Consider the following 23962-nt stretch of genomic DNA (forward strand, 5'->3'; position numbering starts at 1 on the left):
GCCTTTTCTATAAACTATTTCTGTACTTTATTATGAAATAATCGCTTACCGCGATGTTATATCCTTAAAACCAGAAAGTAAGTCAAATTACTTAATTTTAGGTCGGACCAATTCAATTACTTACATGAAAAAAACGTACCTCGCACTTAACTTAATCTTGTTCACCTGCATTTGTTACGCCCAAGAAAGAAAACTGCCTATTGACACTACGGTAACCACACAACATGCTGTCACCATAAACGGAACCAACATAAACTACACCGCAACCACCGGTACGCAGCCAGTTTGGGATGAAATGGGCAAACCGATTGCCTCATTGCACTACACTTATTATACAAGGAACAATGTTCGGGATAGGGCATCAAGACCCTTGCTGTTTTCATTCAATGGAGGGCCTGGTTCAGGTTCGGTATGGATGCACTTGGCCTATACCGGTCCACGAATCCTTAAAATTGATGACGAGGGCTACCCTATTCAACCTTATGGGGTAAAGGAAAATCCTTTCTCAGTTTTGGATGTGACCGATATTGTCTATATCAATCCGGCCAATACCGGGTATTCCAGGACCATTCCCGAAAAGGGCGATGAAGTGGACAGGGACAAATTCTTCGGTATCAATGCGGATGTAAAATATTTGGCCGAGTGGATGAACACCTTCGTTACCCGAAATAACCGATGGCGTTCTCCGAAGTATATCATTGGAGAAAGCTATGGAGGCACCCGGGTCATGGGGCTTTCCTTGGCATTGCAAAATCAGCAATGGATGTATCTAAATGGAGTTATTATGGTATCTCCGGCGGACTACAAGGTCATCCGGGTTGGAGGGCCTGTTTCCAGCGCTTTAAACCTTCCCTACTACACAGCAGCAGCCTGGCACCACAAAGCGCTTAATTCTTCGTTGCAAAGTAAAGATCTATTGGACGTGTTGCCCGAATCGGAAGATTTCACAATCAACCAATTAATTCCTGCCATTGCAAAAGGAGGGTTCATCATGGCGGATAAACGAAATGAAATTGCTGAAAAAATGGCTTACTACTCTGGTTTGGACAAAAAGGACATCCTGGACCATAATTTAGATGTTCCAACCGGCTTCTTTTGGAAAAATCTTTTGAAGGATAGAGGGTACAATGTGGGGAGATTGGACAGTCGGTATTTAGGGATAGATCGTCAGCTTTTTGGAGAAAGCCCTGACTATCCCGCAGAGCTTACCTCATGGCTTCATAGCTTCACCCCGGCCATCAATTATTATCTACAAGAAGAATTGAACTTTAAAACCGACATAAAATATAATATGTTCGGACCTGTACGTCCTTGGAACAATGAGGATGACAATGTTCGAGATGATTTACGCCAGGCAATGGCACAAAATCCCTATTTGAATGTTCTGGTTCAATCTGGATATTATGATGGTGCCACTACTTATTTCAATGCCAAATATACTATGTGGCAGGTGGACCCAAGTGGACGTATGAAAGACCGTTTTGAATTTAGAGGATACCGTTCAGGGCATATGATGTACCTTCGTAGAGAGGACCTTAAGAAAGCCAATGACGACCTACGTGTATTCATCCAACGCACCATGACCAAAGGAGAACCCGCAAAATATTGATCAAATGAAGTTAAAAATTTTACTTTCCGTTTTCGTTCTATGTACCCTAGTGTCCTCCGCTCAGGAAATTCCACCAAAGGAATGGCAAATAAAAACCGCTCTTTTGGCAGTCCCTGCTGACTATCGTGAAGGTGCCAAAGTTTATGGTTACGATTCCAATGGCAATTTTGTGACCTTACGGGAAGGAACTAATGATTACATTGCTTTGGCCGATGACCCAAAAAAGGAAAAGTTCTCGACCGCTGCCTATCACAGGGAGCTCGATGAATTCATGGCTCGTGGAAGAGAACTGAGAAAAGAAGGAAAAGATGGCAAACAAATTTTTGACATTCGTGAAAGCGAAGTGAAATCGGGTAAACTGAAGATGCCAGACAAGACAACGCTATGCGTATTTACAGGAACGGTGAACCCAGAAACCAAGGAGATTGAAAATTCATACGTTCGATATGTTTTTTATATGCCATACGCCACCGGAGAAAGTACAGGCTTGCCCACCACTCCAACTCCTCCAGGCCATGCATGGTTAATGGACCCTGGAACGCATCGGGCACACATCATGATTACCCCTCCAAAAAACCAATGATGCGATTTTTCTTAGTTTCAATTATGCTACTTTCCTTTTTGTCCGGTAAAAAAGTATTGAGCCAAGATTGGCCAAATCTGGCAAAGTATCAAAAAGCCAATGAAGCAGTTGAAGCTCCACTACCAGATGAAAACAGGGTGGTTTTTATGGGAAATTCCATCACGGAAGGATGGCTTGATGCCAACCCCGGTTTCTTTAACAGTAACCCATATATAAATCGAGGTATTGGAGGCCAGACCACACCCCAGATGCTGCTACGATTTCGACAAGATGTGATTGAGCTGAAACCAAAGATCGTGGTGATTCTTGCAGGCACCAATGATATTGCTGGCAATACGGGTACTATGACCTTGGAACAAATTAGGGACAATATCCTTTCCATGGTGGAGTTGGCAGTAGTCAATGGGATTTACCCAATCGTCTGCTCTGTACTTCCCGCTTATGATTATCCTTGGCGACAGGGACTTCGACCCAACATCAAAATCCCAAGATTGAACAAAATGTTGGAGGATATGACGGAGAAAAAGGGTGTTGTCTATTTAGACTATTATACTGCCATGGCCGATAATCGTAATGGCTTACCAGCTGAATACACCACGGACGAAGTGCATTTAACCCCAGCGGGATATTCTGTGATGGAATCATTGGCGCAAAAAGCAATCAAACAAGTGTTGAAAAATGAAGACTAAAATTCTTATTGTTTTTTTCATTTCGGTTTTTTTCGTTTCAGGGCAGGAAACATTAAGTGTAGCAGCTGCATTTCCCCAATTTATTGAGTTTGATAAGGTTCGAGATTTTACAATGAACCAATTGGGCACAGAGGCCTATTTTTCAATTCAGTCGCAGACCGAAGAAATTTCCGTGATTACGGTTGTCCATAAAGAAGCAGCGTCATGGAGCCAGCCCAAAATAGTTCCATTTTCTGGAACGTATCGCGATTTTGAACCTTTCTTATCTCCAGATGGGCTACGTCTTTATTTTGTTTCAAACCGGCCTTTGCACGATTCCATCAGCGAGCCTAAAGATTTTGATATCTGGTATGTGGAACGTTCAGAAAAATCAAAAGAATGGTCGAAACCGATTAATCTTGGGAGTCCGGTGAACACAGAACACAATGAGTTCTACCCATCACTCGCTGAAAATGGAAATCTTTATTTTACTTCAGACAGTCCGCAGGCCATTGGTCAGGACGATATCTTTTTTAGCGAATATATAGACGGAAAATATTCCCAACCTATCACCTTGTCGAAGAGCATCAACTCTGAGGGTTTTGAATACAATGCCTATATCTCCAAAAATGAATCATACTTGATTTTTGGAGGGTACAATCGTGAAGATGGAAAAGGTAGCGGTGATTTGTACATAAGCTTTAAAGTCAACGATAAATGGGCCAAGGCCAAACCTCTGCCAATTCCCATAAATTCAAAATACATGGACTATTGTCCTTTTATGGATGAAGAGAACCATATACTCTATTTTACAAGCCGTCGCAGTAAAAATCCAGAGAGTCCGATGACTCACTTAGGTGCCCTAAAAGAATTCCTAAACTCTTATCAGAATGGGAACAGTAGATTGTATAAAGCTAAGATCAATCTTTCAATACTAAAATAAGTCATGATGCCGTAGGGTTGATCTAATATCTTTACTTTGGATTTAGTTTATTTTTGTCATGCAACGTTCCAAGGTAAGTATTCTTATCCCTTTTAAGAACACCGCCCATTTTCTTCCAGAATGTCTGGATTCCATTATTGGTCAATCCCATAAAAATTGGGAAGTTTTGGCAGTTGATGATCATTCCAATGACCATAGCTTACAAGTTCTTGAAAGGTATGTCAACCAAGATGATAGAATCCATGTTTTCAAAAATCAAGGAAATGGAATAATCCCAGCCTTGCGCACTGCATACGTACAAAGCAGAGGAGTCTTAATTACCCGGATGGATTCCGACGATATCATGGAGAAAGAACGCCTAGATATCATGGTAAATTCATTGGAAAAAAACGGCCCAGGCCATGTTACGGTTGGTCAAGTGCACTATTTCTCCAATCGTGGTATCAGCAATGGCTATGAGCGCTATGAAACCTGGTTGAACCAGTTAACAGCCTCAGGGAACAATTATGATGAAATTTACAAGGAATGTGTTATTCCATCTCCCTGTTGGATGGTTTTCAGAGATGATTTGGAAAAATGTGGCGCTTTTAGACCTGATAGATATCCCGAGGATTATGATCTTACCTTTCGATTTTATGAGCAAGGCTTGAGGGTTATCCCCTGTGACAAAGTCCTCCATCTTTGGCGGGATTACGATACCCGAACATCACGCACACATGAGCATTATGCGCAAAACTATTTTTTGGACCTAAAACTCCACTATTTTATGAAGTTGGACTATGATGCCTCCAGACCGTTGGTTGTTTGGGGAGCGGGTTTTAAGGGGAAAAACATTGCAAAGGGACTTTTGTCCCAAAGAAAAGAGTTCACCTGGCTTTGTGACAACCCACAAAAGATCGGTAAAAAAATATACGGTAAGGAATTAGTTCATTTTAACGCTTTAAAAGCACTTGAAAGGCCGCAGAGCATTATAACTGTGGCCAACGAAGAAGCACAAAAAGAAATTCGAAATTACTTTGAAACCTTGGAACAACATTCCCTGGAAGATTATTTTTTCTTCTGCTAATGGGACATTCAAAAAAGAGGAAATTCAAAACCTTCATGACTTGATTGAAATTACCAAAGTCTTAACAGCGTTCATGCCCAAAGCAAAATGTTTTAATCCCTATATTTGTCCAATCATATTTGGGAATGCAGTTTAAACATCCAGAAATTCTTTGGGCCCTCTTTCTTCTCCTAATTCCCATAGTGATTCACCTTTTCCAGCTTCGCCGTTTTCAAAAAACCCCGTTTACCAACGTGGCCATGCTTCAAAAAGTGGTGTCCGAATCCCGCAAGAGCAACATTTTGAAAAAGTGGTTGCTTCTTTTAACCCGTTTGTTGCTCCTCGCTTCTCTAGTTTTGGCCTTTGCACAGCCTTTCACTGCAAATCTGTCAGGCCTTCGGGAAAAAGAGACCGTTGTCTATCTGGACAATTCCTTTAGCATGCATGCGAGAAGCAATGGGCTTACCCTCCTCCAAAAGGCGGTTCAGGACTTGATAAAAAATTTAGATGAGGAGACGAAGTTAAGCTTGTTCACCAATGAAAAAACATTCAGGGACGTGAACATAAAAAACATTCAGAATAGTCTATTATCACTGCCTTATACCTATCGTCAGCTGACGATTGATGAAATCCAAAATAAGTCCAAGACCCTGTTTTCCAAGTCGACAGCATCCCAAAAAGATTTGATCGTAATTTCCGATTTTCAAAAACGGATGACACCATCCATAGACACATCAGATTCACTTTTGACGGTACATTTTGTCCCACTTCGTCCTAAAAATAACAGGAATGTGGTGATTGATTCGATATATCTTCAAGCCGAGGGTTCATCTCAAAGTACTATGCGAGTGCTACTCTCTGGTGGTGATTTCAACGAAGACCTACCCATTTCCCTGTATAATGGAGAAATACTAATTGCAAAGAGTTCAGCAAAGTTCAATAATCGTGGTACAGCTAATGTGGTCTTCTCCATTCCCTTTGGCGAAGTGATCAACGGAAATCTCCGAATAGCCGATAATGGACTCCATTACGACAACCAATTCTATTTCAACATCGACCAAAAACCTAAGGTAAATGTATTGGTCATAAGCGATTTGGATGATGACTTTCTGGAGAGAATTTATACTGAGGATGAGTTTAATTTCAGTAGGAATAGTTTGGACCAACTCAATTACAGCATGTTAGATAAACAGCATGTTGTGGTCTTGGACAATCTTAAAGTTATTCCATCAAGTTTACAACAAATATTGTACACGTTCCATTCCAATGGTGGAACAGTTATCATTATTCCTTCAATTGCCAGTGACTTGAACTCCTACAGCCAATTTTTATCAGGATTTGGGGATATAAAAATGATGGAGTATTTGCAAAACAACGGACGGATTACATCTATTTCGTTTCAGCATCCTTTGTACAAAAATGTTTTTGAAAAAGAGGTCAATAATTTTCAATATCCCACGGTGAACCAATTTTACAGGATTCAGTCCAAACTGCCAACCATATTGGAAATTCAGGGAAATATTCCCTTTTTGATGGGCAAAGAGGGATTCTATCTTTTTTCCGCATCTTTGGAACTTTCCAATTCCAATTTTAAAAATTCGCCCTTAATTGTTCCCACATTTTACAACATGGGCATTTCAGGTCTTAAAACCCCTGCAATTTACCATACCTTGGGACAAAGAACAATTGTGGACATCGAGGTTGAATTAGCTGGTGACAACATTTTAAAGGCATCCAAGGAAGGAAATGAGTTTATTCCGCAACAACAGCGGTTTTCCAGCAGGGTGCAATTAACGTTTAATGAAAACCCCACAACGGATGGCATATATACAATACATGAAAATGGGAGGTTATTAAGAAATATCAGTTTCAACTATCCGAGAAACGAGAGTTCTCTTGATTATTTTGATCTTGAAAGTAATGTGCCTGATAATAGCCATGATTCAGTGGCTTCGCTTTTTCAATATCTAAAAGCGGAAAGTAGCATCGCTGCATATTGGAAATGGTTTGTTATTTTAGCACTATTACTGGCTCTCTTGGAAGTAATTATTCAAAAATTTGTTGCATGAACATTCTGTTGAAGTCTGCCAAAATTGTAATTCCGGAAAACAAGGAACTTCATTTGAAAAAGCGTGATATTCTCATAAAAAATGGTTTCATTGAAAAAGTAGCTAGTTCCATTAACGCAACCTCCAAGACTCAAATCGTCAATCTTAAAAACCTGCATGTATCTTTAGGGTGGTTCGATTCAAGTGTTAGTTTTGGGGAACCTGGTTTTGAAGAACGGGAAACCATCTCCAATGGATTGGCCGTTGCCAGCAAAAGTGGTTTTACCGACATTTTGCTCAATCCCAATACCAATCCAGTGCCTGATACCAGTTCAGATATTGTTTTTCTGAAAGAAAGAAGTTCAGGGGAATCAACAAATCTCTATCCTATTGGCACGTTAACCCAAAAATCTGAGGGAAAAGATTTAGCAGAGCTTTTTGATATGCACAATGCCGGAGCCGTGGCTTTTTATGATTTCAAAAAACAGCTGACCAATCCCAACCTGCTAAAAATAGCGCTGCTCTATGCGCAAAATTTCGAAGGGTTAGTAATGTCTTACCCGCAAGACAAGCATCTCAAGGGCCGTGGAATTGTTCATGAGGGGCCGATTTCCACCAAGTTGGGGCTAAAGGGCATTCCTGCCATGGCCGAGGAGCTTCAAGTGGCCCGTGATCTATTTATCCTTGAATATACTGGTGGAAAACTGCACGTCCCCACCATATCCACTTCAGGGTCAGTTAAACTAATTGCCGACGCCAAGAAAAAAGGATTGGATGTGAGCTGCAGTGTTGCTATCCATAATCTGATGGTTACAGATGAAAGCTTACAAGAATTCGATACCAATTTTAAGGTCATGCCGCCATTGCGCGGCAAATCGGATTGCAAAGCACTCATAAAGGGATTGTTGAACGGTACTATTGATTTTGTGACTTCGGACCATATTCCCATCGATATTGAAGACAAAAGGGTGGAATTTGATAATGCCATGGAAGGATCAATAGGTCTGGAATCTGCTTTTGGCAGTCTAGTTCCCATTTTTGGAATGGAACAGACCATTTCATTCCTTACTGCCGGCCGCGAACGATTTGGACTTGAAAAGCCTGGTTTGAAAACGGGAGAGAAAGCATGTTTGACCTTATTCGACCCTGAAAAAGATTGGGAATTTAGCGAGGATGACATCATTTCCACCTCAAAGAACAGCATGTTCTTGGGTGCAAATCTTAAAGGCAAGGTGTACGGAGTCGTAAATAATGATCAGTTAACAATCTAAACCTTGAAAAACGAATCCAAAGCGGGGAAGACAACAGCTATAGTAGCCTATATTACCTTGGTGGGCTGTTTAATAGCCATCACTATGAACATGGAGCCCAAAAATGCCTTTGCCAGGTTTCATATCCGTCAGGCTTTTGGAATACATTTATTATTTCATGCGCTTGCCATCGTACTCTCATTCGCTGAGATTGTTTTTTTGTCCATTCCACTATACCTTTTTTATTTGGTGTTATGGGGCTACGGGTTCATCCAGGCGTTGAACGAAAAGTATCGGGCATTGCCATTATTGGGATCCTATTTTCAAAAATGGTTTACTTTTATTCCATAATTTCAGAATATGTCCGCCATCCCCCTATCTTTGGAGTACCTACTTAGACCTTCTATCATCCAGTCCGGAAAAAAACCTGCCATTTTCTTGTTCCACGGCTATGGAAGTAATGAAGAGGATTTATTTTCGTTTGCTCCTGAATTACCCGAGGAACTAGTGGTGATTTCTGTACGTGCACCTTATGATTTAGACCCATTTGGGCATGCTTGGTATGCCATTAATTTTGATGCAGAATATGGAAAATGGAGTGATGATGAGCAGGCCAAGGGATCGCGGGACAAAATTGTTGCTTTTATCGACGAAGCTATTGAGGCCTACGAGCTAGATGGAGAAAACATCACGCTTTTGGGGTTCAGTCAGGGGACTGTACTGAGCTATGCAGTGGCACTTTCCTTTCCGGAAAGAACAAAAAATTTGGTTGCCCTAAGCGGTTACATCAACGAAAAAATCTTGGTAGAGGGCTATCAGCAAAAGGACCATAGCGGTTTAAATGTTTACGCCTCCCACGGACAGGTCGACCAAGTTATTCCTTTGGAATGGGCTCAAAGGACACCTGGTTTTCTGAAAAAAATGGACATAGATCATGTTTACGAGGAATTTCCGGTTGGACATGGAGTATCTCCCCAGAATTTTTATTCTTTTAGAAACTGGCTTGCACAGCGGATTTAATCACTTCTGGTATAGAGCAAATGATCTAAAAGGGTGAAATCCACGCTTAGGTCATCCTTCAATTCGTACTGAATGACCAAATCTCCCCAATATTTACCATCCGAAAAATCAGCCAAGATCCATTTGTGGTTAAGCACCTTTATTTTATTGATTTTGAAATCACTTTCCATTCCAGCATAGGGTATCAATGGATTATCTCCAGATTTTTCATTGGTTTCCAACAGTTTGTCCTCAATATACCTAACTGGATTTTTCAGATTTAAATGATCATAATAGGCAAGGGCATCATCGTTGTTTTCCAATGAGAAATATTGTATGTCCAAAATCTTCAATTGCGCATTCTGTAGAGAATCTTTCAGTTCCTGCACCTCAGTTTTCAATGTTTCCACATCTGAGTTCATTGCTTTTTGAAGATTATTGGTGCTCACAAACTGATATAGACATATTAAAGCGGTAAAAACAAAGAGATAGAGAAATATTCTACTTTTCATAATTATAGATTCAATTTTAGATTATCATAGGCCAAAAAAACATTTTCAGGCAGTTTTTTTTCCACTTTTTCATGAAAACCCAGCAAGTGGCTTATATGGGTAAAATAGGTTCGCTCCGCTCCTACTCTTTTTGAAAACTCCAGAGCTTCTTCTAGATTGAAATGGGAATGGTGGGCTTCTTCACGAAGTGCGTTCACGACCAAAACCTTGGCATCTATTATTTTTTGAATCTCATCTTCCGGTACCTGTTTCACGTCGGTCAAATAAACAAAGCCTTTAAATCGGAAACCAAATACTTGCAAACGATTATGATAGGCCTCTATGGGGATGACCTCCAAATCTCCCAAAGTAAAAGGGCTGTCCTTTTCAATCTCCACAACCTTCACGGCAGGAGCTCCAGGGTATCGGTCTTCATCGGCAAAAATATAATCAAACCGTCTTTTTAATTCTCCGATGACCCGTTTATGCGCATAGATGGGAATGTCCCCTTGCCTAAAGAAAAAGGGGCGGATGTCGTCTATTCCCGCAGTGTGGTCTGCGTGTTCGTGGGTAAAAAGAATGCCATCCAACTTTTCAACGGGATTGGACAACATCTGTTGCCTAAAGTCTGGGCCACAATCGATTACATAATTGTAGTTTTTCCAAGAAACCAGAACGGAGACCCGTAACCTTTTGTCCTTGGGGTCATTGCTTTTGCATACAGGATGATTGCTTCCGATGACCGGTATTCCCTGTGAAGTTCCCGTGCCCAAAAACGTAATGGTCATCCTCTCATCCATTAAAACCAAAATTATGACTTATTTATTTAATAGATTGCACGAAGAGTGTAACTTTGTTTACTATAAAATATTGGATATGCCTACCGCAGCAATCAAAGAAAATGCCTTTGAAAACATTCCTTCCATCAAGGCGAAAACACTTCGAATCAATTTAAATCCAAACATTTACGGAACTTTTGCAGAAATTGGTGCCGGACAGGAAACCGCAAGACATTTCTTTAGGGCCGGTGGTGCTTCGGGAACCATTGCAAAGGCCATGAGTGCTTATGATAAAGCGTTCAGCGATGCCATCTATGGATCCGAGGAAGACGGAAGGTATGTTACTCAAGCCAGGCTTAAACGAATGTTGAACCACGAAATGCAGCTGGTGGAGGAACGAATCAGTAGGGACAGCAATCCTGATTATCTGTTTTTTACTTATGCCAATACGGTGGCGACTATTGATTTTTCAAAACGATACAAGGGTCATGGATGGGTAGGTATTCGATTTCAGTTAGATCCTCAACAAAAAGAATATGATGAAATTGTTTTTCATGTGCGATTCAAACAGAATGAGGCACGTTTACAACAAGAAACCTTGGGAATTTTGGGTGTAAACCTTATTTATGGGGCATATTTTAAGTTCCACAAGCCAAAAAAATTGCTGAAGTATCTATATGACCATATTGACAAGGATACGCTGGAGATTGATATGGTGAATTTTACCGGTCCTAATTTTAAGGATGTGGACAACAGGTTGATGAGCCTGCAACTCATAAAAAATGATATGACCGATGCGGTAATGTTTGGTCCCGACGGGAACAACCTTTTGCCGGCGGCTGCACTTTACAAAAAGAATATTTTGGCACTTCGAGGAAGTTTTAGACCGGTGACCAAAGTGAACATGGACATGTTCAAGAAGTCTTACGATATTTTTATCCGAGAGCAAACGGTGGAATATGAAAATACAATTGTTGTGTTTGAAATTACTTTATCGAATTTAAGGGCTTCCGGCGAAATTGATGAACAGGATTTCATGGACCGGGCGGAACTTTTGTGTTCTCTTGGACACACAGTGCTCATTTCCAAATTTCAAGAATATTACAAGCTCGTAGAGTACTTTAATAATTATACCAAGGCCAAAATCGGATTGACCATGGGCGTAAACAACTTGATTGACATATTTGATGAAAAATACTATCGTCATTTGAGTGGTGGTATCCTTGAAGCCTTTGGTAAACTCTTCTTTAAAGATCTGAAGGTATATCTCTATCCCATGAAAGATCCGAATACCGGACAGATCATGACCAGCAATAACCTAAAGGTTCATCCTAGGATGAAAGAACTGTATAAGTTTTTCAAATACAACGGTAAGGTCATGGATATCATAGATTATGACCCGGATGTTACGCATATTTTCTCCAGGGATGTCCTTAAAAAAATCATGAACGGCGAAGAAGGATGGGAAGAAGAGCTCCCAGAAGGAATTGCCGAAATCATTAAAAACAAAAAACTTTTCACCCGTAAAGAGGAGACCGTTCCTAAAAAGGAAAAGGAAAGAGCATAAAAAAAGGCGCTGTTGACAGCGCCTTTTTAATTGTCTTAATTTAGCAGTTGAGCCGCGTGGTCTTTGGTCTTCACTTTTTCAATCACCTTTTCTACCCTACCATCACCATCAATTACAAATGTGGTCCTGTGTAGTCCATCATATTCCCTTCCCATAAATTTTTTAGGGCCCCAGACACCAAAAGCATCGATTACCGTATGGTCTTCGTCTGCCAATAAAGGAAAGGGGAAATCATATTTATTTTTAAAGTTGGCCTGTTTCTTTTGTGAATCGTCACTAACGCCCAATAATTCATAACCCTGTGCTTGCAGGGTCTGATAATTGTCCCTTAAATTGCAAGCTTCGGCAGTGCAACCAGGGGTATTGGCACGTGGGTAGAAGAAAACAATCAATTTTTTTCCCTTGTAATCGGTAAGATTTATTTGGTTTCCATCTTGGTCCTTTGAGGAAAATTCAGGTACTTTATCCCCCATTTTCAACATGTTCATATGGTTCTAAATTTTAATTATTGTTTAATTTTTATATTTCAAAGTTAAACAAAAATGATAAAACAAGAAAAAGTAGATTTTGCCATTGCCAAGTTGGACGAACTTTATCCTACAATTCCGATTCCTTTAGATCATAAAGACCCATATACCCTATTAATAGCGGTTCTATTGTCGGCCCAGAGCACGGATGTTCGTGTAAACCAGATAACCCCATTGCTTTTCCAAAGGGCGGACAATCCTTTTGATATGGTAAAACTGACTGTGGATGAAATACGGGAAATCATCAAGCCAGTAGGACTTTCCCCCATGAAATCAAAAGGAATCCATGGCCTTTCCAAAACTTTGATTGAAAAATACGATGGAAAAGTGCCCAAGGACATTGAATTGTTGGAAGAATTGCCCGGTGTGGGACATAAGACCGCCAGTGTAGTGGTTTCGCAAGCCTTTGGTATTCCTGCGTTTCCTGTAGATACCCACATCCATCGACTCATGTACCGATGGGGGTTCAGCAATGGTAAAAACGTGGTGCAAACAGAGAGAGATGCAAAGCGTCTGTTTCCAAAGAATATTTGGAACAAACTACACTTGCAAATCATTTGGTATGGGAGGGAATATTCGCCGGCCCGGGGATGGAATCTTGAAAAAGACGTGATTACAAGCACAATCGGACGAAAATCGGTCCTTAACGAATACTATAAAAAGAAAAAAAGCCGCTAGTTGCGGCTTTTTCGGTTTCAATATGAACCTGTTTAGTTCAAAGTAACTTCGAATTGATGATTTTTACTGCCCACCACATGGAGTGATTTTGAATAGTTCAATAGAAAATCAATGGTTTCCTTGGTGGCTTTAACCGTTTTAAGGGTTTCTTGTTCTTCAGAGTAAATATTTTCCATATTCTAGCATTAATGTTTCAAATAGATAACGGTGCTAGATGGGAAATATTGCAGCCTTCGACAGAATGCAGATTAATTCGTTAAAACGATATTGTTCCGGGCCACTATTTTTCTGAGATTAATGAGTGCGTAGCGCATTCTTCCCAGCGCAGTGTTAATGCTGACCCCTGTATTTTCCGATATTTCCTTGAAACTCATGTCCTTATAGATTCGCATGATCAAAACTTCCTTTTGATCCTCGGGCAATTCCTCAATCAAAAGTGTTAAATCGCTCTCAATTTGGTTTTTGATAAGTTGCTTTTCGGCATTCAACTTCTCGTCCCTTATTACGGAGAAGATGTTAAAATCATCACTTCCCTCAAATTTGGGCATTCTTTTGTTCTTGCGGAAATAATCAATAATCAGATTGTGGGCAATTCGCATTACCCAGGGCAAAAACTTGCCTTCTTCACTGTAGGCTCCCCGCTTTAGGGTTTTGATTACCTTAATGAAAGTGTCTTGGAAAATGTCTTCTGCGACATCCCTATCCAAAACTTTGGAATAAATAAAACTGGAAATTCTTTGGTTGTGTCTGTTGATGAGCGCCTCTAGGGCCTTTTCATCTCCGTCAATGTAGTTCTTTACGAGTATCGAGTCATCAATCTGTAGTTCCATTACAAATTACTTTTTTGGTTAATATCAGGTCCCTTTCTCCTTTAAAAGAAAGATACTGAGGTTATTAGCTTATTATAAAAAGTAATTATTGCTGTATAGGCCTATCAGATATTTAATTACAACTCAAAGATAGAAAAATAGAATTTCCGTGAACAAACAATGTTGTGATTTGGGCATTTTTAGATGTTAACTGATACAATATACGTATTAAGTGTAGGGTGTTGTATCTTTGAGGCCCTATTTTAACACATGTCCTCTGTAAAAAACATAGATCCCAAACACAATATTATCATAAAGGGTGCCAAACTGCATAACCTTAAAAACATAGACGTGGTTATCCCAAGGAACAAGCTTGTTGTCATTACAGGTTTGTCCGGTTCAGGAAAATCAAGTTTGGCTTTTGACACCCTCTATGCGGAAGGTCAACGCCGTTATGTGGAAAGTCTTTCTTCTTATGCACGTCAGTTTTTGGGAAAACTGGACAAACCCAAGGTGGACTACATTAAAGGTATAGCTCCGGCGATTGCTATCGAACAAAAGGTGAACTCCACCAATCCCCGATCTACCGTGGGGACCACAACAGAAATTTACGACTACCTTAAATTATTGTATGCGCGCATCGGCAAGACCATTTCACCCAAATCAGGCAACGAAGTAAAAAAGCATACGGTCTCGGATGTCATCAACTATATAAAACCATTAAAGGAAGGTACTAAACTCCTACTTCTGGCTCCCATTCATATAAAGGAAGAGCGTGAACCCTTAAAATCACTTCAACTCTTTTCCAAGCAAGGGTATGCCCGTATCAAGTACAACGGAGCGGTTATAAGGATTGACAAAGCCCCAGAAAATATTGGAAGGACTTTTGAGCTTGTTGTTGATCGAGTCATTGTTAAGGATGATGAAGATTTTTACAATCGATTGGCCAATGCCGTTGACAATGCCTTTTTTGAAGGCAAGGGCCAATGTGCCATTGAAAACTTGGAAAATGGCAAAGTCCAGTCGTTCAGTAATCGGTTTGAATTGGATGGAATGAAATTTTTGGAACCGAACGTTCACCTTTTTAGCTTCAACAACCCATACGGCGCATGCCCCAAATGTGAAGGGTATGGTGATGTTATCGGAATCGATGAGGATTTGGTCATTCCCAACACAGCGCTTTCCATTTATGAAAATGCAGTTTTTCCATGGCGGGGTGAAAGTATGTCCTGGTATCGTGATCAGTTGGTGAATAGCGCTTACAAATTTGATTTTCCCATACATAAACCTTGGTTCGAACTTTCTGAAGACCAAAAACAGTTGGTCTGGGATGGCAATGACCATTTTATTGGTATTCATAAATTTTTCGAACAACTGGAAGAGAAAAGCTATAAAATCCAAAACCGTGTTATGCTCTCGCGATATCGTGGGAAAACAAGGTGTGCTATATGCAAGGGCAAGCGACTTAGACCAGAGTCCAACTATGTAAAAATTGCAGACCAATCTATTTCCGACCTTATTGAACTTCCCATCAAAAAACTGATATCCTTTTTTGAAGGGCTGCGACTTTCCAAACATGACAACAAAATTGCCAATCGGTTATTGAAAGAAATAACAACGCGATTGGATTTCTTAAGCAAGGTGGGGTTGAGTTATCTTACTTTAAATCGAAAATCCAATACCCTATCGGGTGGAGAAAGCCAGCGTATTAATCTCGCTACCTCGTTGGGGAGCAGTTTGGTGGGGTCCATGTACATTTTGGATGAGCCAAGCATTGGTCTGCACCCAAAAGACACGGAAAATTTAATCGAGGTGCTGAAATCATTACGAAATTTGGGCAACACGGTTATTGTGGTAGAACATGATGAGGATATCATGAAAGCTGCCGATGAAGTCATCGATATAGGGCCCGAAGCTGGAACCTTGGGAGGTGAAGTGGTGGCGACTGGCAGTTTGGATGCAATTCTAAAGACAAACTCGTTAACGGCCGACTATTTAAATGGCACCAAGGAAATAGAAGTTCCAAAGAAGCGTCGAAAATCCAATCATTTCATACAAATCATAGGAGCCAGGGAAAATAACCTGAAAAATATTGATGCTACGTTTCCATTGAACATGTTGACCGTGGTAACCGGAGTATCTGGAAGTGGTAAGAGCACTTTGGTAAAGAAAATACTCTATCCGGCCATTTTAAAAGAAATAGGGGGATATGGTGAAAAAGCTGGTCAATTTACCGCCTTAGAAGGCAAATATGGCCATATCAAACACATTGAATTTGTAGACCAGAACCCCATCGGGCGCTCCTCACGTTCAAATCCTGTCACCTACATCAAGGCCTACGACGATATTCGCAGTCTTTTTGCATCTCAGAAACTGAGTAAAGTAAGAGGGTACCAAGCCAAACATTTTTCATTTAATGTTGATGGCGGTCGCTGTGAAAAATGCAAGGGAGAAGGTGAAATCACTGTAGAAATGCAATTTATGGCCGATGTGCATTTGGAGTGTGATGTTTGTGATGGTAAACGTTTTAAAAAAGATGTGCTGGAAGTCCAATTTGAAGGAAAGAACATTGATGACATCCTGAACATGACCATTGATGATGCCGTGGATCATTTTAAAACCTACAAGCAGGACAAGATCATCAACAAATTAAAACCGCTTCAGGATGTAGGTTTGGGCTATGTAACTCTTGGCCAGTCCTCCTCTACCCTGTCCGGTGGAGAGGCGCAACGAATCAAGTTGGCCTCCTTTCTCGTAAAAGGCAATACCAAGGAAAAAGCCCTTTTCATCTTTGATGAACCTACAACAGGACTTCACTTTCATGATATCAAAAAATTATTGAAGTCGTTTGATGAACTCATTGCCAAAGGACATTCCATTATTGTGATCGAGCATAACATTGAACTCATCAAATGTGCCGATTATCTTATTGACCTTGGACCAGAAGGGGGTGAAAATGGGGGCCATTTGGTAGCGGAGGGAACTCCTGAAGAAATTATGAAAGCACCCAAATCGTACACAGCAAAATATCTTAAGGACAAATTGACTGCTTAAGAAGCAAATCGAATCCTTATATTCTACTTTCAAGATTCGACCATAAAGCGGTCAAATCAAAATCCGTAATGCAGATTCCTCCCTGTTCCTCCTTTTTTAATTATAAGGCAAAAAAATAAATGTAGGCTTTACCAAGCCACTGGTTATTGCTATCAAATACTTCGATAACAAAGGAAAATTCAAACTGTTCGTCAAATAGAATGCAGTAACCATCAATTCACAGGGCACTTTGGTTAATGCTCCCCCTTATTGTTTATCGAAAAAATAAATATTTGTCCAAAAACTCGGTGAACTGTGATGTGAACAATGTAAACGATTCAAATTCATATGATTTGTGGCTGCTTACATTTACTGTAACCCGTTTCAAAAAATCCGTTTACAGAAGTTTACATTTTTCACTCCATCTAAATTAGGTATTCAAATGTCCAACTCTTTGAAATTCTGACTTTAAGTAAGGTATAATCGTTTTTTTATACCTCGCGATATGTTGATGATTACTGAACAACAAACTCAATGAACCCCCACTTGTCCCAACTTACTGACCAAACCGAAACCATCATGCGCTTTTCATATCCATCGCTGAAATGGAATGTCAAATTTCGTATCGGCATATTCCTTTTAGTATCAATTCTTATTGTTATACCACTACTGGGATTTACCACCCTAAATAAACGAGCATACTTTGTGACCCCCAAAGGCCACATACCAGAATCCCTTAACCACGCATTGGCAAAAGATGCATATGCTCCAGCCATTGCAATACTCAAAGAAGGAAATGCGAGTGCAGATTGCGCTACCATTCAATATACGTTTTCTGTCTCCAATCAAAGTACTAATGCAGAGGTGCTAGAAAATGTAGTGATCACAGATGTGGATTTGGGGGGGATTATTGCGGTTCCCTTTACCGGTGACGATATTTTAAATGGTGTTCTTGATCCAGGAGAGACTTGGGTATATAACGTGACTTACAATATTACTTTTCAAGACCTTGTGGACGGACAGGTAGGTGAAAACCCCGCTAATGTTGTGGCTGATGTCCAAGGCCAAATGGCGCAAGTAAACGATGTTTCGCACCCCACCGATATTCTTGATGATGGGCCAACCATTGTAGACCTAGCTTTTTGTCAAACCGCTTCAATAGGTTTACAAAAAGCAGCCATCCCACAGGATTTGGATAATGATGGTTGCCTAGAAAGTATCCTTTATCAATTTAGAGCCACAAATCTAGGCACTATTTCCCTTTATGATGTGGTATTGACCGACCCACTGATTATTGATGGCGAAATACCCGGTCCTAAATTAAATACTGATATCGGAGAAGATGGTATTTTATCGCCAAGTGAGTCATGGTTTTATGATATCCTGTATGTTATAGACCCCCTTGATGTTGTAGGTGGAGAAATAATTAATCAAGGAAATATCACGTCTAAAAGAATGGATACAGATGAAGAGGTGTCCGATGATTCTGATCCGGTAAATTTTGTTGATGACAATCCGACAGAAACTCCAGTCGATGAAATTTGCGATTCAGGTCAATCCGATATTGGCTTGGTAAAGACAGGAACCTTAACGGATTTAAATGGTGATGGCTGTCCAGAATCCATCCAGTACCTTTTCGAAGTGTCGAATATTGGAGACTTAGATTTGGATTCCGTAAACATCGTGGACGAAAAATTAGAGGAAGGTGCGATTTCGGGTCCTTTAGCAGGAACTGATGTTAATGATGATGGAGTTTTGTCTGTTGGCGAAACATGGTCTTTCGAAGCTACCTATGCCATTACACCCGAAGATCTCCTTGATGTGGAAGTTGTGAACCAAGCCGTAGTGTCTGCTGAACCTGTCAATTTTGATTTCCTCGTTCTCGATGATTCCCATGATGAAGATCGAACCTTAGACGGGCCAACGACCACCAACATTGAAGGGGCCTGTGTGCCTGGAATTGGATTAATAAAAACAGGAACAGCCATTGACTTTGATGCCGATGGATGTCGCGAAACCATCCAATATACCTTTGAGGTTGCCAATACAGGAACCGAGGATCTCGGACAGGTAGTTCTAAGCGATATCTTGTTTGGTCAGTTTGGAGAAGACATTGAAGGCCCTATGCCCGGGAGTGACATCAATAACGATGAGATTTTATCGGTGAATGAAGTGTGGACTTACGAAGTTTTTTATCCCATTGCACAGGCAGATATTGATTTAGGTTCCGTTATCAACCAAGCCAGTGTAAATGCCACAATATTGAGTACAAACAGCCCCATATCGGACGATTCGCACCCAGATAGTCTATATGAAGATGGTCAGACAGACGTGAATGTCGGAGGAGCTTGTCCGGCAGAATCAAGAATAGGGCTAATCAAAGCCGCACCAGGGGGCTTGTTAGATCTTGATGGTGATGCATGTCCCGAAACCATCCGCTACGAATTTACCGTGGCCAATACGGGAAGTATTGTTTTGGACCAAATACAATTGACAGATGTGATGCTGGGAGGAGAAGTAACTGGACTGGATACAAGCACGGACGATAACAATGATGGGCTACTTTTCCCCAATGAAACATGGATTTACGAGGCATTTTATCCCATAAAGCAGATGGACATAGATGCAGGGTCCGTAACCAATCAGGCCCAAGTCACTGCCTTAGAACAAATCAGCAACCTTCCAATTATGGACGATTCGGATGATGATAGTTTTGACCAGAATGATGAAACAATAACGTCCACAGCTGGAGCTTGTGTTGCACAGGCCAATATAGGGTTGATCAAATCAGCTCCTCCTGGATCCTTTGAAGATTTAGACAACGACGGTTGCCCAGAAAACATACGGTATACCTTTACCATAAGGAACATAGGAGCCATTCCCCTAGAGCAAATTGAGCTTACTGATATGTTACTCGGTGCAGGACCTATAGATGGTCCCCTCCCGGGTAATGACATCAATGGTGATGGGATTCTTTCTCCAAATGAAACATGGACGTATCAAGCCCTATACCCCATTACCGAACAGAATATCACTGACACCTCTGTGACGAATCAAGCAAACGTTACTGCAATGGAACAAGGGACTGCCAATGCTATTTCTGATGCATCCGACGATAATTCTTTCGATGAAAATGATGAGACGATAACCTCTGTAATTGGTGCTTGTGCCGCAGAAGCCAAGATTGCAATTACCAAAAATGCCACACCAATAGATAGCGATGACGACGGATGTCCCGAAACCATTCTATACACTTTTACAGTGAACAATACAGGGGCCATCGATTTATATCAGGTGACCATCAGCGACAATCTATTACAAGAACCCATAAATGGTCCTTTAAACGGCACTGATGTTGGTGATGACAACATCTTATCCACCACAGAAACTTGGGTTTTTGAGGCAACATATACCATTACCGAGTCAGATTTCGATGTGGGATTGGTTGTTAACCAAGCGGCGGTGTCTGCTTTGGAAGTACCTACCGATAGTCCAATTGAGGATGAATCGAATGAAATAACGACTTCGTTTGGAGATTTGTGTGAAGAACCCATAGAACCTGTTGATCCGACAGACCCAAATTTTGAAATCTTTAATGGTATCAGTCCCAACGAGGATGGGGTCAATGACTTTTTTGAAATACGGGGCATTGAAAACTATCCCGACAATCAATTGCAGGTTTTCAACAGATGGGGCGTGTTGGTTTTTGAAGCCGAGAGCTATGGTTTGGACAATAGATTTTTTACAGGTCAGTCCGAAGGGTCAGCCACTGTGGCCGAAGAGAGAAAACTCCCAACTGGAACCTATTTCTATACCTTGAGATTTACTGGAAACAATCCAGGTAAGGAGGTTTATACTGGATATCTCTACATAAATAATGACTAATACCAACCAACCCAATTGTCAAATAAAAAAATGATTCTCTACAAACCAAAATTCAAGTGGGCATTTGTATTGTTATTACTTGTAATAAGCCAGTCTTTATGGTGTCAACAAGATCCACAATACACCCAATATATGTACAACACCCAAGTTATAAATCCAGCCTATGCAGGGTCCAGAGAAGTTCTAAGTTTTGGGGTTTTGGGCCGCACACAATGGGTCAATCTGGATGGGTCTCCTCAAACAGGTACTTTTTCCGTGAATTTTCCAACGGGGCTTTACCGTAACATGGGGCTCGGACTTTCCATTGTACATGACCAAATCGGACCCGCTATTGAATCCAACGCAACTGTTGACTACTCCTATTCCATAAACATGGCGCCTTATACGGTAAGCAAGCTTTCCTTTGGTCTTAAGGCTGGGGTAGATTTACTTGATATAGATTATGGAAGATTAAATTTATCCAACCCAAACGATGAAATTTTTCAGAATAATGTTGATCAAAGGTTCAATTTACAGTTGGGAGCTGGAATTTATTATCGGACAGAAAAGTTTTACGCAGGTGTATCTGTCCCCAATTTCCTAAACTCTAAACATTTTGATGAAAGTTCCTTAGAGAATCAAGATGTTAATAATGTTGCCATTGATCGTCTACACTATTTCTATATAATGGGCTATGTTTTTGATTTAAGCCCAAACTTGAAATTTAAACCTGCTAGCCTGGTGAAATTTGTAAGTGGAGCTCCATTGCAGTGGGATTTATCAGCCAATTTTTTGATTCATGAAAAACTTGCCTTGGGTGCATCATATCGATGGAATGCGGCAATAAGTGCTTTGGTCGGTTTCCAAATTTCAAAATCCATTTTCGTTGGTGTCGCTTACGATTATCAATCCACCCCAATCGAGGATTACAGCAATGGCTCTTATGAAGTTTTTCTACGATTCGATGTGTTCAATCGATTAGATCGGGTTTTAACCCCTAGATTTTTTTAAAAGATGATGAAGATGAGGATACGGTTATCAGTACTTGTTTTGTGCATTGGGTACATGCCCTTAGGATTATACGCTCAAAAAAGCAACATAAAAAAAGCAGATGAGGTCTTTGAAGCCTATGCCTACATAGATGCGAGAGACATCTACTTAAAAGTGGTCAAAAGCGGTTATGAGTCCGCCCAGATATACAAAAATTTAGGAGACACCTACTATTTTAATGGGGAGTACAATGATGCGGCAAACTGGTACAAAAAATTGATTGAAAGGTATCCAAACGAATTGGAACCAGAATACTATTATCGTGCTGCCCAGAGCTATAAAAGTATTGGGGAATACCAAGAATCAAAAAAGTTGATGGGCAAGTTTTCCTCCTTGTCCTCAACATCATCAGTAGCCAATAACTTTATGCAGGATTATCCAGCACTGGATAGTCTTGTAAACAATACTTCAGATAAATATAAAGTAGTCAACATCACAGAAGATTTTTCAGGGTCCGATTTCGGACCATCTTTCCATAAAGACAAACTGGTCTATTCATCCTCGTCCAAGAATACCAAAGGCAGCAAAACGCATGAATGGACAGGATTAAAATACCTAGACCTTTTTGAAGCAGATTTGGATGAAGATTATAATTTAAAGGATCCATCTCCCATCAAAGGGGACATAAATACCCCGTATCATGAATCTACCGCTGCATTCACAAAAGATGGTAAAACGGTTTATTTCACTAGAAACAACTATCTGAATGGCAAAAAAGGAAGGAACAAAAAAAGGGAAATCACCCTTAAAATCTACAAAGCAGAGAAAAATGACAAAGGCTCTTGGACCCATGTGAAAGAACTGCCTTTTAATCATGATGCTTTTTCCACGGCTCATCCGGCATTAAGTCCCGATGAAAAGCGCCTGTATTTTTCATCCGATAGAAATGGTAGTTTCGGCGAATCTGACCTATGGTATGTTGAAATAGGTGCTAATGGGTCTTATGGAAAACCAATTAATCTAGGTCCGGAAATCAATACGGAAGCTAGGGAAACATTTCCGTACATCAGTGAAACGAACAATCTATACTTTGCCAGTGACGGACACATCGGTCTGGGTGGCTTGGATATTTTCGCAATTTCCCTTACAGAAAATGGTAGTTATCAAAAAGTTACAAATCTTAAACAACCCATCAATTCTGGAGACGACGACTTCGGATTCATTTTTAATGAAGAGAAACAAATTGGTTTCCTTTCTTCCAATAGAAATGGGGAAAAGGGCAGTGCATCAGACGACATCTATAAAGTTCGCAAAGCCTGTGCTGTAGAAGTTTTGGAGGGAATAATTACAGACGCCGATACCCACCTTCCGATTCAGGGAGCCATGGTTTCATTTCTGGATGATGATAACAAAAGAGTTGCTTGGACCATTTCAGATGAAAATGGTGCTTATCGATTTGATGATTTATTGGATTGCAACAAGCAATATCGAATTCGTGGTGAGCACAAAGAGATGGAATATGACCCCACAGAGAAGACCCTGGTCATTTCTGGAGACAATACACGTGAAAACTTAGATCTGCAGTTAACCCCTTCAGGTTGTCCTGTCAATGATCTTGGGTGCAAGTTGGACCTTCAACCTATTTATTTTGATTACGGAAAGTATACCATTAGACCTGATGCCGAAGTGGAACTCGCTAAAATCCTGGAAGCGTTAAAAGAATATCCAGAACTTAAAATCCATATTGAATCCCATACCGATTCCAGATCCAGTGACAAATTTAACATGAGATTGTCACAGAAACGGGCATGGACTTCCAAGCAATGGCTCATCAAAAGAGGTATTGATCCAAGTCGTCTCACGTCCAAAGGCTATGGGGAAACCCAATTGTTGAACAAATGCGCCAACGGGGTAAAATGCTCAGACGCTGAACATCAATTGAACAGAAGGTCGATGTTCATTATAAAGCAATAAAAATTATTACTAACTGATTAACAGGTATTTACAATTTTTGGCACGCTGATTGCTACTAACTAGGTGGATGTAAATAGTTGCATCTTGAACTTAAAACCTTGGAAT

20 protein-coding genes are annotated in these 23962 nt (G+C 40.5%); 15 read left to right on the top strand and 5 right to left on the bottom strand.

What is annotated here, in order from left to right:
• Positions 1-124 precede the first annotated feature (124 nt).
• The 9 genes from GTQ34_RS03885 (at position 125) to GTQ34_RS03925 (ending at position 9166) form a co-directional block, all read left to right on the top strand.
• Positions 125-1609 (top strand): S10 family peptidase, encoded by a 1485-nt coding sequence (locus tag GTQ34_RS03885; protein WP_166522439.1) that lies wholly within the window; start codon positions 125-127, stop codon positions 1607-1609.
• 4 nt (positions 1610-1613) lie between these two features.
• On the top strand, positions 1614-2192 hold the full coding sequence (locus GTQ34_RS03890; RefSeq protein WP_166522440.1) for a hypothetical protein: 579 nt from the start codon (positions 1614-1616) through the stop codon (positions 2190-2192).
• Positions 2192-2881, top strand: a complete 690-nt coding sequence (locus tag GTQ34_RS03895; RefSeq protein WP_208103816.1) for an SGNH/GDSL hydrolase family protein — start codon at positions 2192-2194, stop codon at positions 2879-2881. The genes GTQ34_RS03890 and GTQ34_RS03895 overlap by 1 nt, the downstream gene beginning before the upstream one ends.
• Positions 2871-3803, top strand: a complete 933-nt coding sequence (locus GTQ34_RS03900; protein WP_166522441.1) for a TolB-like translocation protein — start codon at positions 2871-2873, stop codon at positions 3801-3803. Before GTQ34_RS03895 ends, GTQ34_RS03900 begins: the two co-directional genes overlap by 11 nt.
• Positions 3804-3861: 58 nt before the next feature.
• Positions 3862-4869 (top strand): glycosyltransferase family 2 protein, encoded by a 1008-nt coding sequence (locus GTQ34_RS03905; protein WP_166522442.1) that lies wholly within the window; start codon positions 3862-3864, stop codon positions 4867-4869.
• Positions 4870-4994: 125 nt separating this feature from the next.
• A complete protein-coding gene (locus GTQ34_RS03910) occupies positions 4995-6917 on the top strand; it encodes a BatA domain-containing protein (RefSeq protein WP_166522443.1) in 1923 nt (640 codons plus the stop codon).
• Positions 6914-8167, top strand: a complete 1254-nt coding sequence (locus GTQ34_RS03915; RefSeq protein ID WP_166522444.1) for a dihydroorotase — start codon at positions 6914-6916, stop codon at positions 8165-8167. Before GTQ34_RS03910 ends, GTQ34_RS03915 begins: the two co-directional genes overlap by 4 nt.
• A gap of 3 nt (positions 8168-8170) precedes the next feature.
• On the top strand, positions 8171-8497 hold the full coding sequence (locus GTQ34_RS03920) for a hypothetical protein (protein WP_166522445.1): 327 nt from the start codon (positions 8171-8173) through the stop codon (positions 8495-8497).
• A 9-nt stretch (positions 8498-8506) separates the two neighbouring features.
• Complete coding sequence (locus GTQ34_RS03925; protein WP_166522446.1) at positions 8507-9166, top strand: alpha/beta hydrolase; 660 nt, start codon at positions 8507-8509, stop codon at positions 9164-9166.
• On the opposite strand, the gene GTQ34_RS03930 is transcribed toward GTQ34_RS03925, so the two are convergent.
• Together GTQ34_RS03930 and GTQ34_RS03935 are read right to left on the bottom strand one after the other, a co-directional pair.
• The gene (locus tag GTQ34_RS03930) at positions 9163-9657 is read right to left on the bottom strand and encodes a hydrolase (RefSeq protein ID WP_166522447.1); all 495 of its coding nucleotides are present in this window, start codon (positions 9655-9657) and stop codon (positions 9163-9165) included. The two genes, GTQ34_RS03925 and GTQ34_RS03930, sit on opposite strands and share 4 nt — an antisense overlap.
• 2 nt (positions 9658-9659) lie before the next feature.
• Positions 9660-10424, bottom strand: coding sequence for an MBL fold metallo-hydrolase (locus GTQ34_RS03935; RefSeq protein WP_166522765.1), 765 nt, complete (start codon positions 10422-10424; stop codon positions 9660-9662).
• 88 nt (positions 10425-10512) lie between these two features.
• On the opposite strand from GTQ34_RS03935, the gene GTQ34_RS03940 reads away from it, so the two are divergent.
• Positions 10513-11982: a TonB-dependent receptor gene (locus GTQ34_RS03940; protein ID WP_166522766.1), complete on the top strand. Its 1470-nt coding sequence runs from the start codon at positions 10513-10515 to the stop codon at positions 11980-11982.
• Between the two features lie 35 nt (positions 11983-12017).
• Here the strand turns inward: GTQ34_RS03940 and bcp are convergent, their stop codons facing one another.
• Positions 12018-12470, bottom strand: a complete 453-nt coding sequence (gene bcp, locus GTQ34_RS03945; RefSeq protein ID WP_166522448.1) for a thioredoxin-dependent thiol peroxidase — start codon at positions 12468-12470, stop codon at positions 12018-12020.
• A gap of 54 nt (positions 12471-12524) precedes the next feature.
• Here bcp and GTQ34_RS03950 point away from each other — a divergent pair, with 54 nt between their 5' ends.
• Positions 12525-13187 (top strand): endonuclease III domain-containing protein, encoded by a 663-nt coding sequence (locus tag GTQ34_RS03950; RefSeq protein ID WP_166522449.1) that lies wholly within the window; start codon positions 12525-12527, stop codon positions 13185-13187.
• Positions 13188-13219: 32 nt separating this feature from the next.
• On the opposite strand, the gene GTQ34_RS03955 is transcribed toward GTQ34_RS03950, so the two are convergent.
• Positions 13220-13363, bottom strand: coding sequence for a hypothetical protein (locus GTQ34_RS03955; RefSeq protein WP_166522450.1), 144 nt, complete (start codon positions 13361-13363; stop codon positions 13220-13222).
• A 72-nt stretch (positions 13364-13435) separates the two neighbouring features.
• Entirely contained in the window at positions 13436-14017 is a 582-nt protein-coding gene (locus GTQ34_RS03960; RefSeq protein WP_166522451.1) for an RNA polymerase sigma factor, read from the bottom strand.
• 249 nt (positions 14018-14266) lie between these two features.
• On the opposite strand from GTQ34_RS03960, the gene uvrA reads away from it, so the two are divergent.
• The 4 genes from uvrA to GTQ34_RS03980 all read left to right on the top strand — a co-directional run bounded on the left by uvrA (position 14267) and on the right by GTQ34_RS03980 (position 23857).
• On the top strand, positions 14267-17050 hold the full coding sequence (gene uvrA / locus GTQ34_RS03965) for an excinuclease ABC subunit UvrA (protein WP_166522452.1): 2784 nt from the start codon (positions 14267-14269) through the stop codon (positions 17048-17050).
• A 513-nt stretch (positions 17051-17563) separates the two neighbouring features.
• Positions 17564-20914, top strand: a complete 3351-nt coding sequence (locus GTQ34_RS03970) for a gliding motility-associated C-terminal domain-containing protein (protein ID WP_166522453.1) — start codon at positions 17564-17566, stop codon at positions 20912-20914.
• A 30-nt stretch (positions 20915-20944) separates the two neighbouring features.
• Positions 20945-21904, top strand: coding sequence for a PorP/SprF family type IX secretion system membrane protein (locus GTQ34_RS03975; protein ID WP_166522454.1), 960 nt, complete (start codon positions 20945-20947; stop codon positions 21902-21904).
• A 12-nt stretch (positions 21905-21916) separates the two neighbouring features.
• A complete protein-coding gene (locus tag GTQ34_RS03980) occupies positions 21917-23857 on the top strand; it encodes an OmpA family protein (protein ID WP_166522455.1) in 1941 nt (646 codons plus the stop codon).
• Positions 23858-23962: the final 105 nt, after the last annotated feature.

Origin of the sequence: Flagellimonas ochracea, from assembly GCF_009903685.1 — a bacterium.
GTDB classification, from domain to species: Bacteria; Bacteroidota; Bacteroidia; order Flavobacteriales; family Flavobacteriaceae; genus Flagellimonas; species Flagellimonas ochracea.

Bases quoted from the DNA above. Each gene is read 5' to 3' on its own strand.
- GTQ34_RS03885 (WP_166522439.1), top strand. From the start codon at position 125: ATGAAAAAAACGTACCTCGCACTTAACTTAATCTTGTTCACCTGCATT.
- GTQ34_RS03890 (WP_166522440.1), top strand. From the start codon at position 1,614: ATGAAGTTAAAAATTTTACTTTCCGTTTTCGTTCTATGTACCCTAGTG.
- GTQ34_RS03895 (WP_208103816.1), top strand. From the start codon at position 2,192: ATGCGATTTTTCTTAGTTTCAATTATGCTACTTTCCTTTTTGTCCGGT.
- GTQ34_RS03900 (WP_166522441.1), top strand. From the start codon at position 2,871: ATGAAGACTAAAATTCTTATTGTTTTTTTCATTTCGGTTTTTTTCGTT.
- GTQ34_RS03905 (WP_166522442.1), top strand. From the start codon at position 3,862: ATGCAACGTTCCAAGGTAAGTATTCTTATCCCTTTTAAGAACACCGCC.
- GTQ34_RS03910 (WP_166522443.1), top strand. From the start codon at position 4,995: ATGCAGTTTAAACATCCAGAAATTCTTTGGGCCCTCTTTCTTCTCCTA.
- GTQ34_RS03915 (WP_166522444.1), top strand. From the start codon at position 6,914: ATGAACATTCTGTTGAAGTCTGCCAAAATTGTAATTCCGGAAAACAAG.
- GTQ34_RS03925 (WP_166522446.1), top strand. From the start codon at position 8,507: ATGTCCGCCATCCCCCTATCTTTGGAGTACCTACTTAGACCTTCTATC.
- GTQ34_RS03930 (WP_166522447.1), bottom strand. From the start codon at position 9,657: ATGAAAAGTAGAATATTTCTCTATCTCTTTGTTTTTACCGCTTTAATA.
- GTQ34_RS03935 (WP_166522765.1), bottom strand. From the start codon at position 10,424: ATGACCATTACGTTTTTGGGCACGGGAACTTCACAGGGAATACCGGTC.
- GTQ34_RS03940 (WP_166522766.1), top strand. From the start codon at position 10,513: ATGCCTACCGCAGCAATCAAAGAAAATGCCTTTGAAAACATTCCTTCC.
- bcp (WP_166522448.1), bottom strand. From the start codon at position 12,470: ATGAACATGTTGAAAATGGGGGATAAAGTACCTGAATTTTCCTCAAAG.
- GTQ34_RS03950 (WP_166522449.1), top strand. From the start codon at position 12,525: ATGATAAAACAAGAAAAAGTAGATTTTGCCATTGCCAAGTTGGACGAA.
- GTQ34_RS03955 (WP_166522450.1), bottom strand. From the start codon at position 13,363: ATGGAAAATATTTACTCTGAAGAACAAGAAACCCTTAAAACGGTTAAA.
- GTQ34_RS03960 (WP_166522451.1), bottom strand. From the start codon at position 14,017: ATGGAACTACAGATTGATGACTCGATACTCGTAAAGAACTACATTGAC.
- uvrA (WP_166522452.1), top strand. From the start codon at position 14,267: ATGTCCTCTGTAAAAAACATAGATCCCAAACACAATATTATCATAAAG.
- GTQ34_RS03970 (WP_166522453.1), top strand. From the start codon at position 17,564: ATGAACCCCCACTTGTCCCAACTTACTGACCAAACCGAAACCATCATG.
- GTQ34_RS03975 (WP_166522454.1), top strand. From the start codon at position 20,945: ATGATTCTCTACAAACCAAAATTCAAGTGGGCATTTGTATTGTTATTA.
- GTQ34_RS03980 (WP_166522455.1), top strand. From the start codon at position 21,917: ATGAGGATACGGTTATCAGTACTTGTTTTGTGCATTGGGTACATGCCC.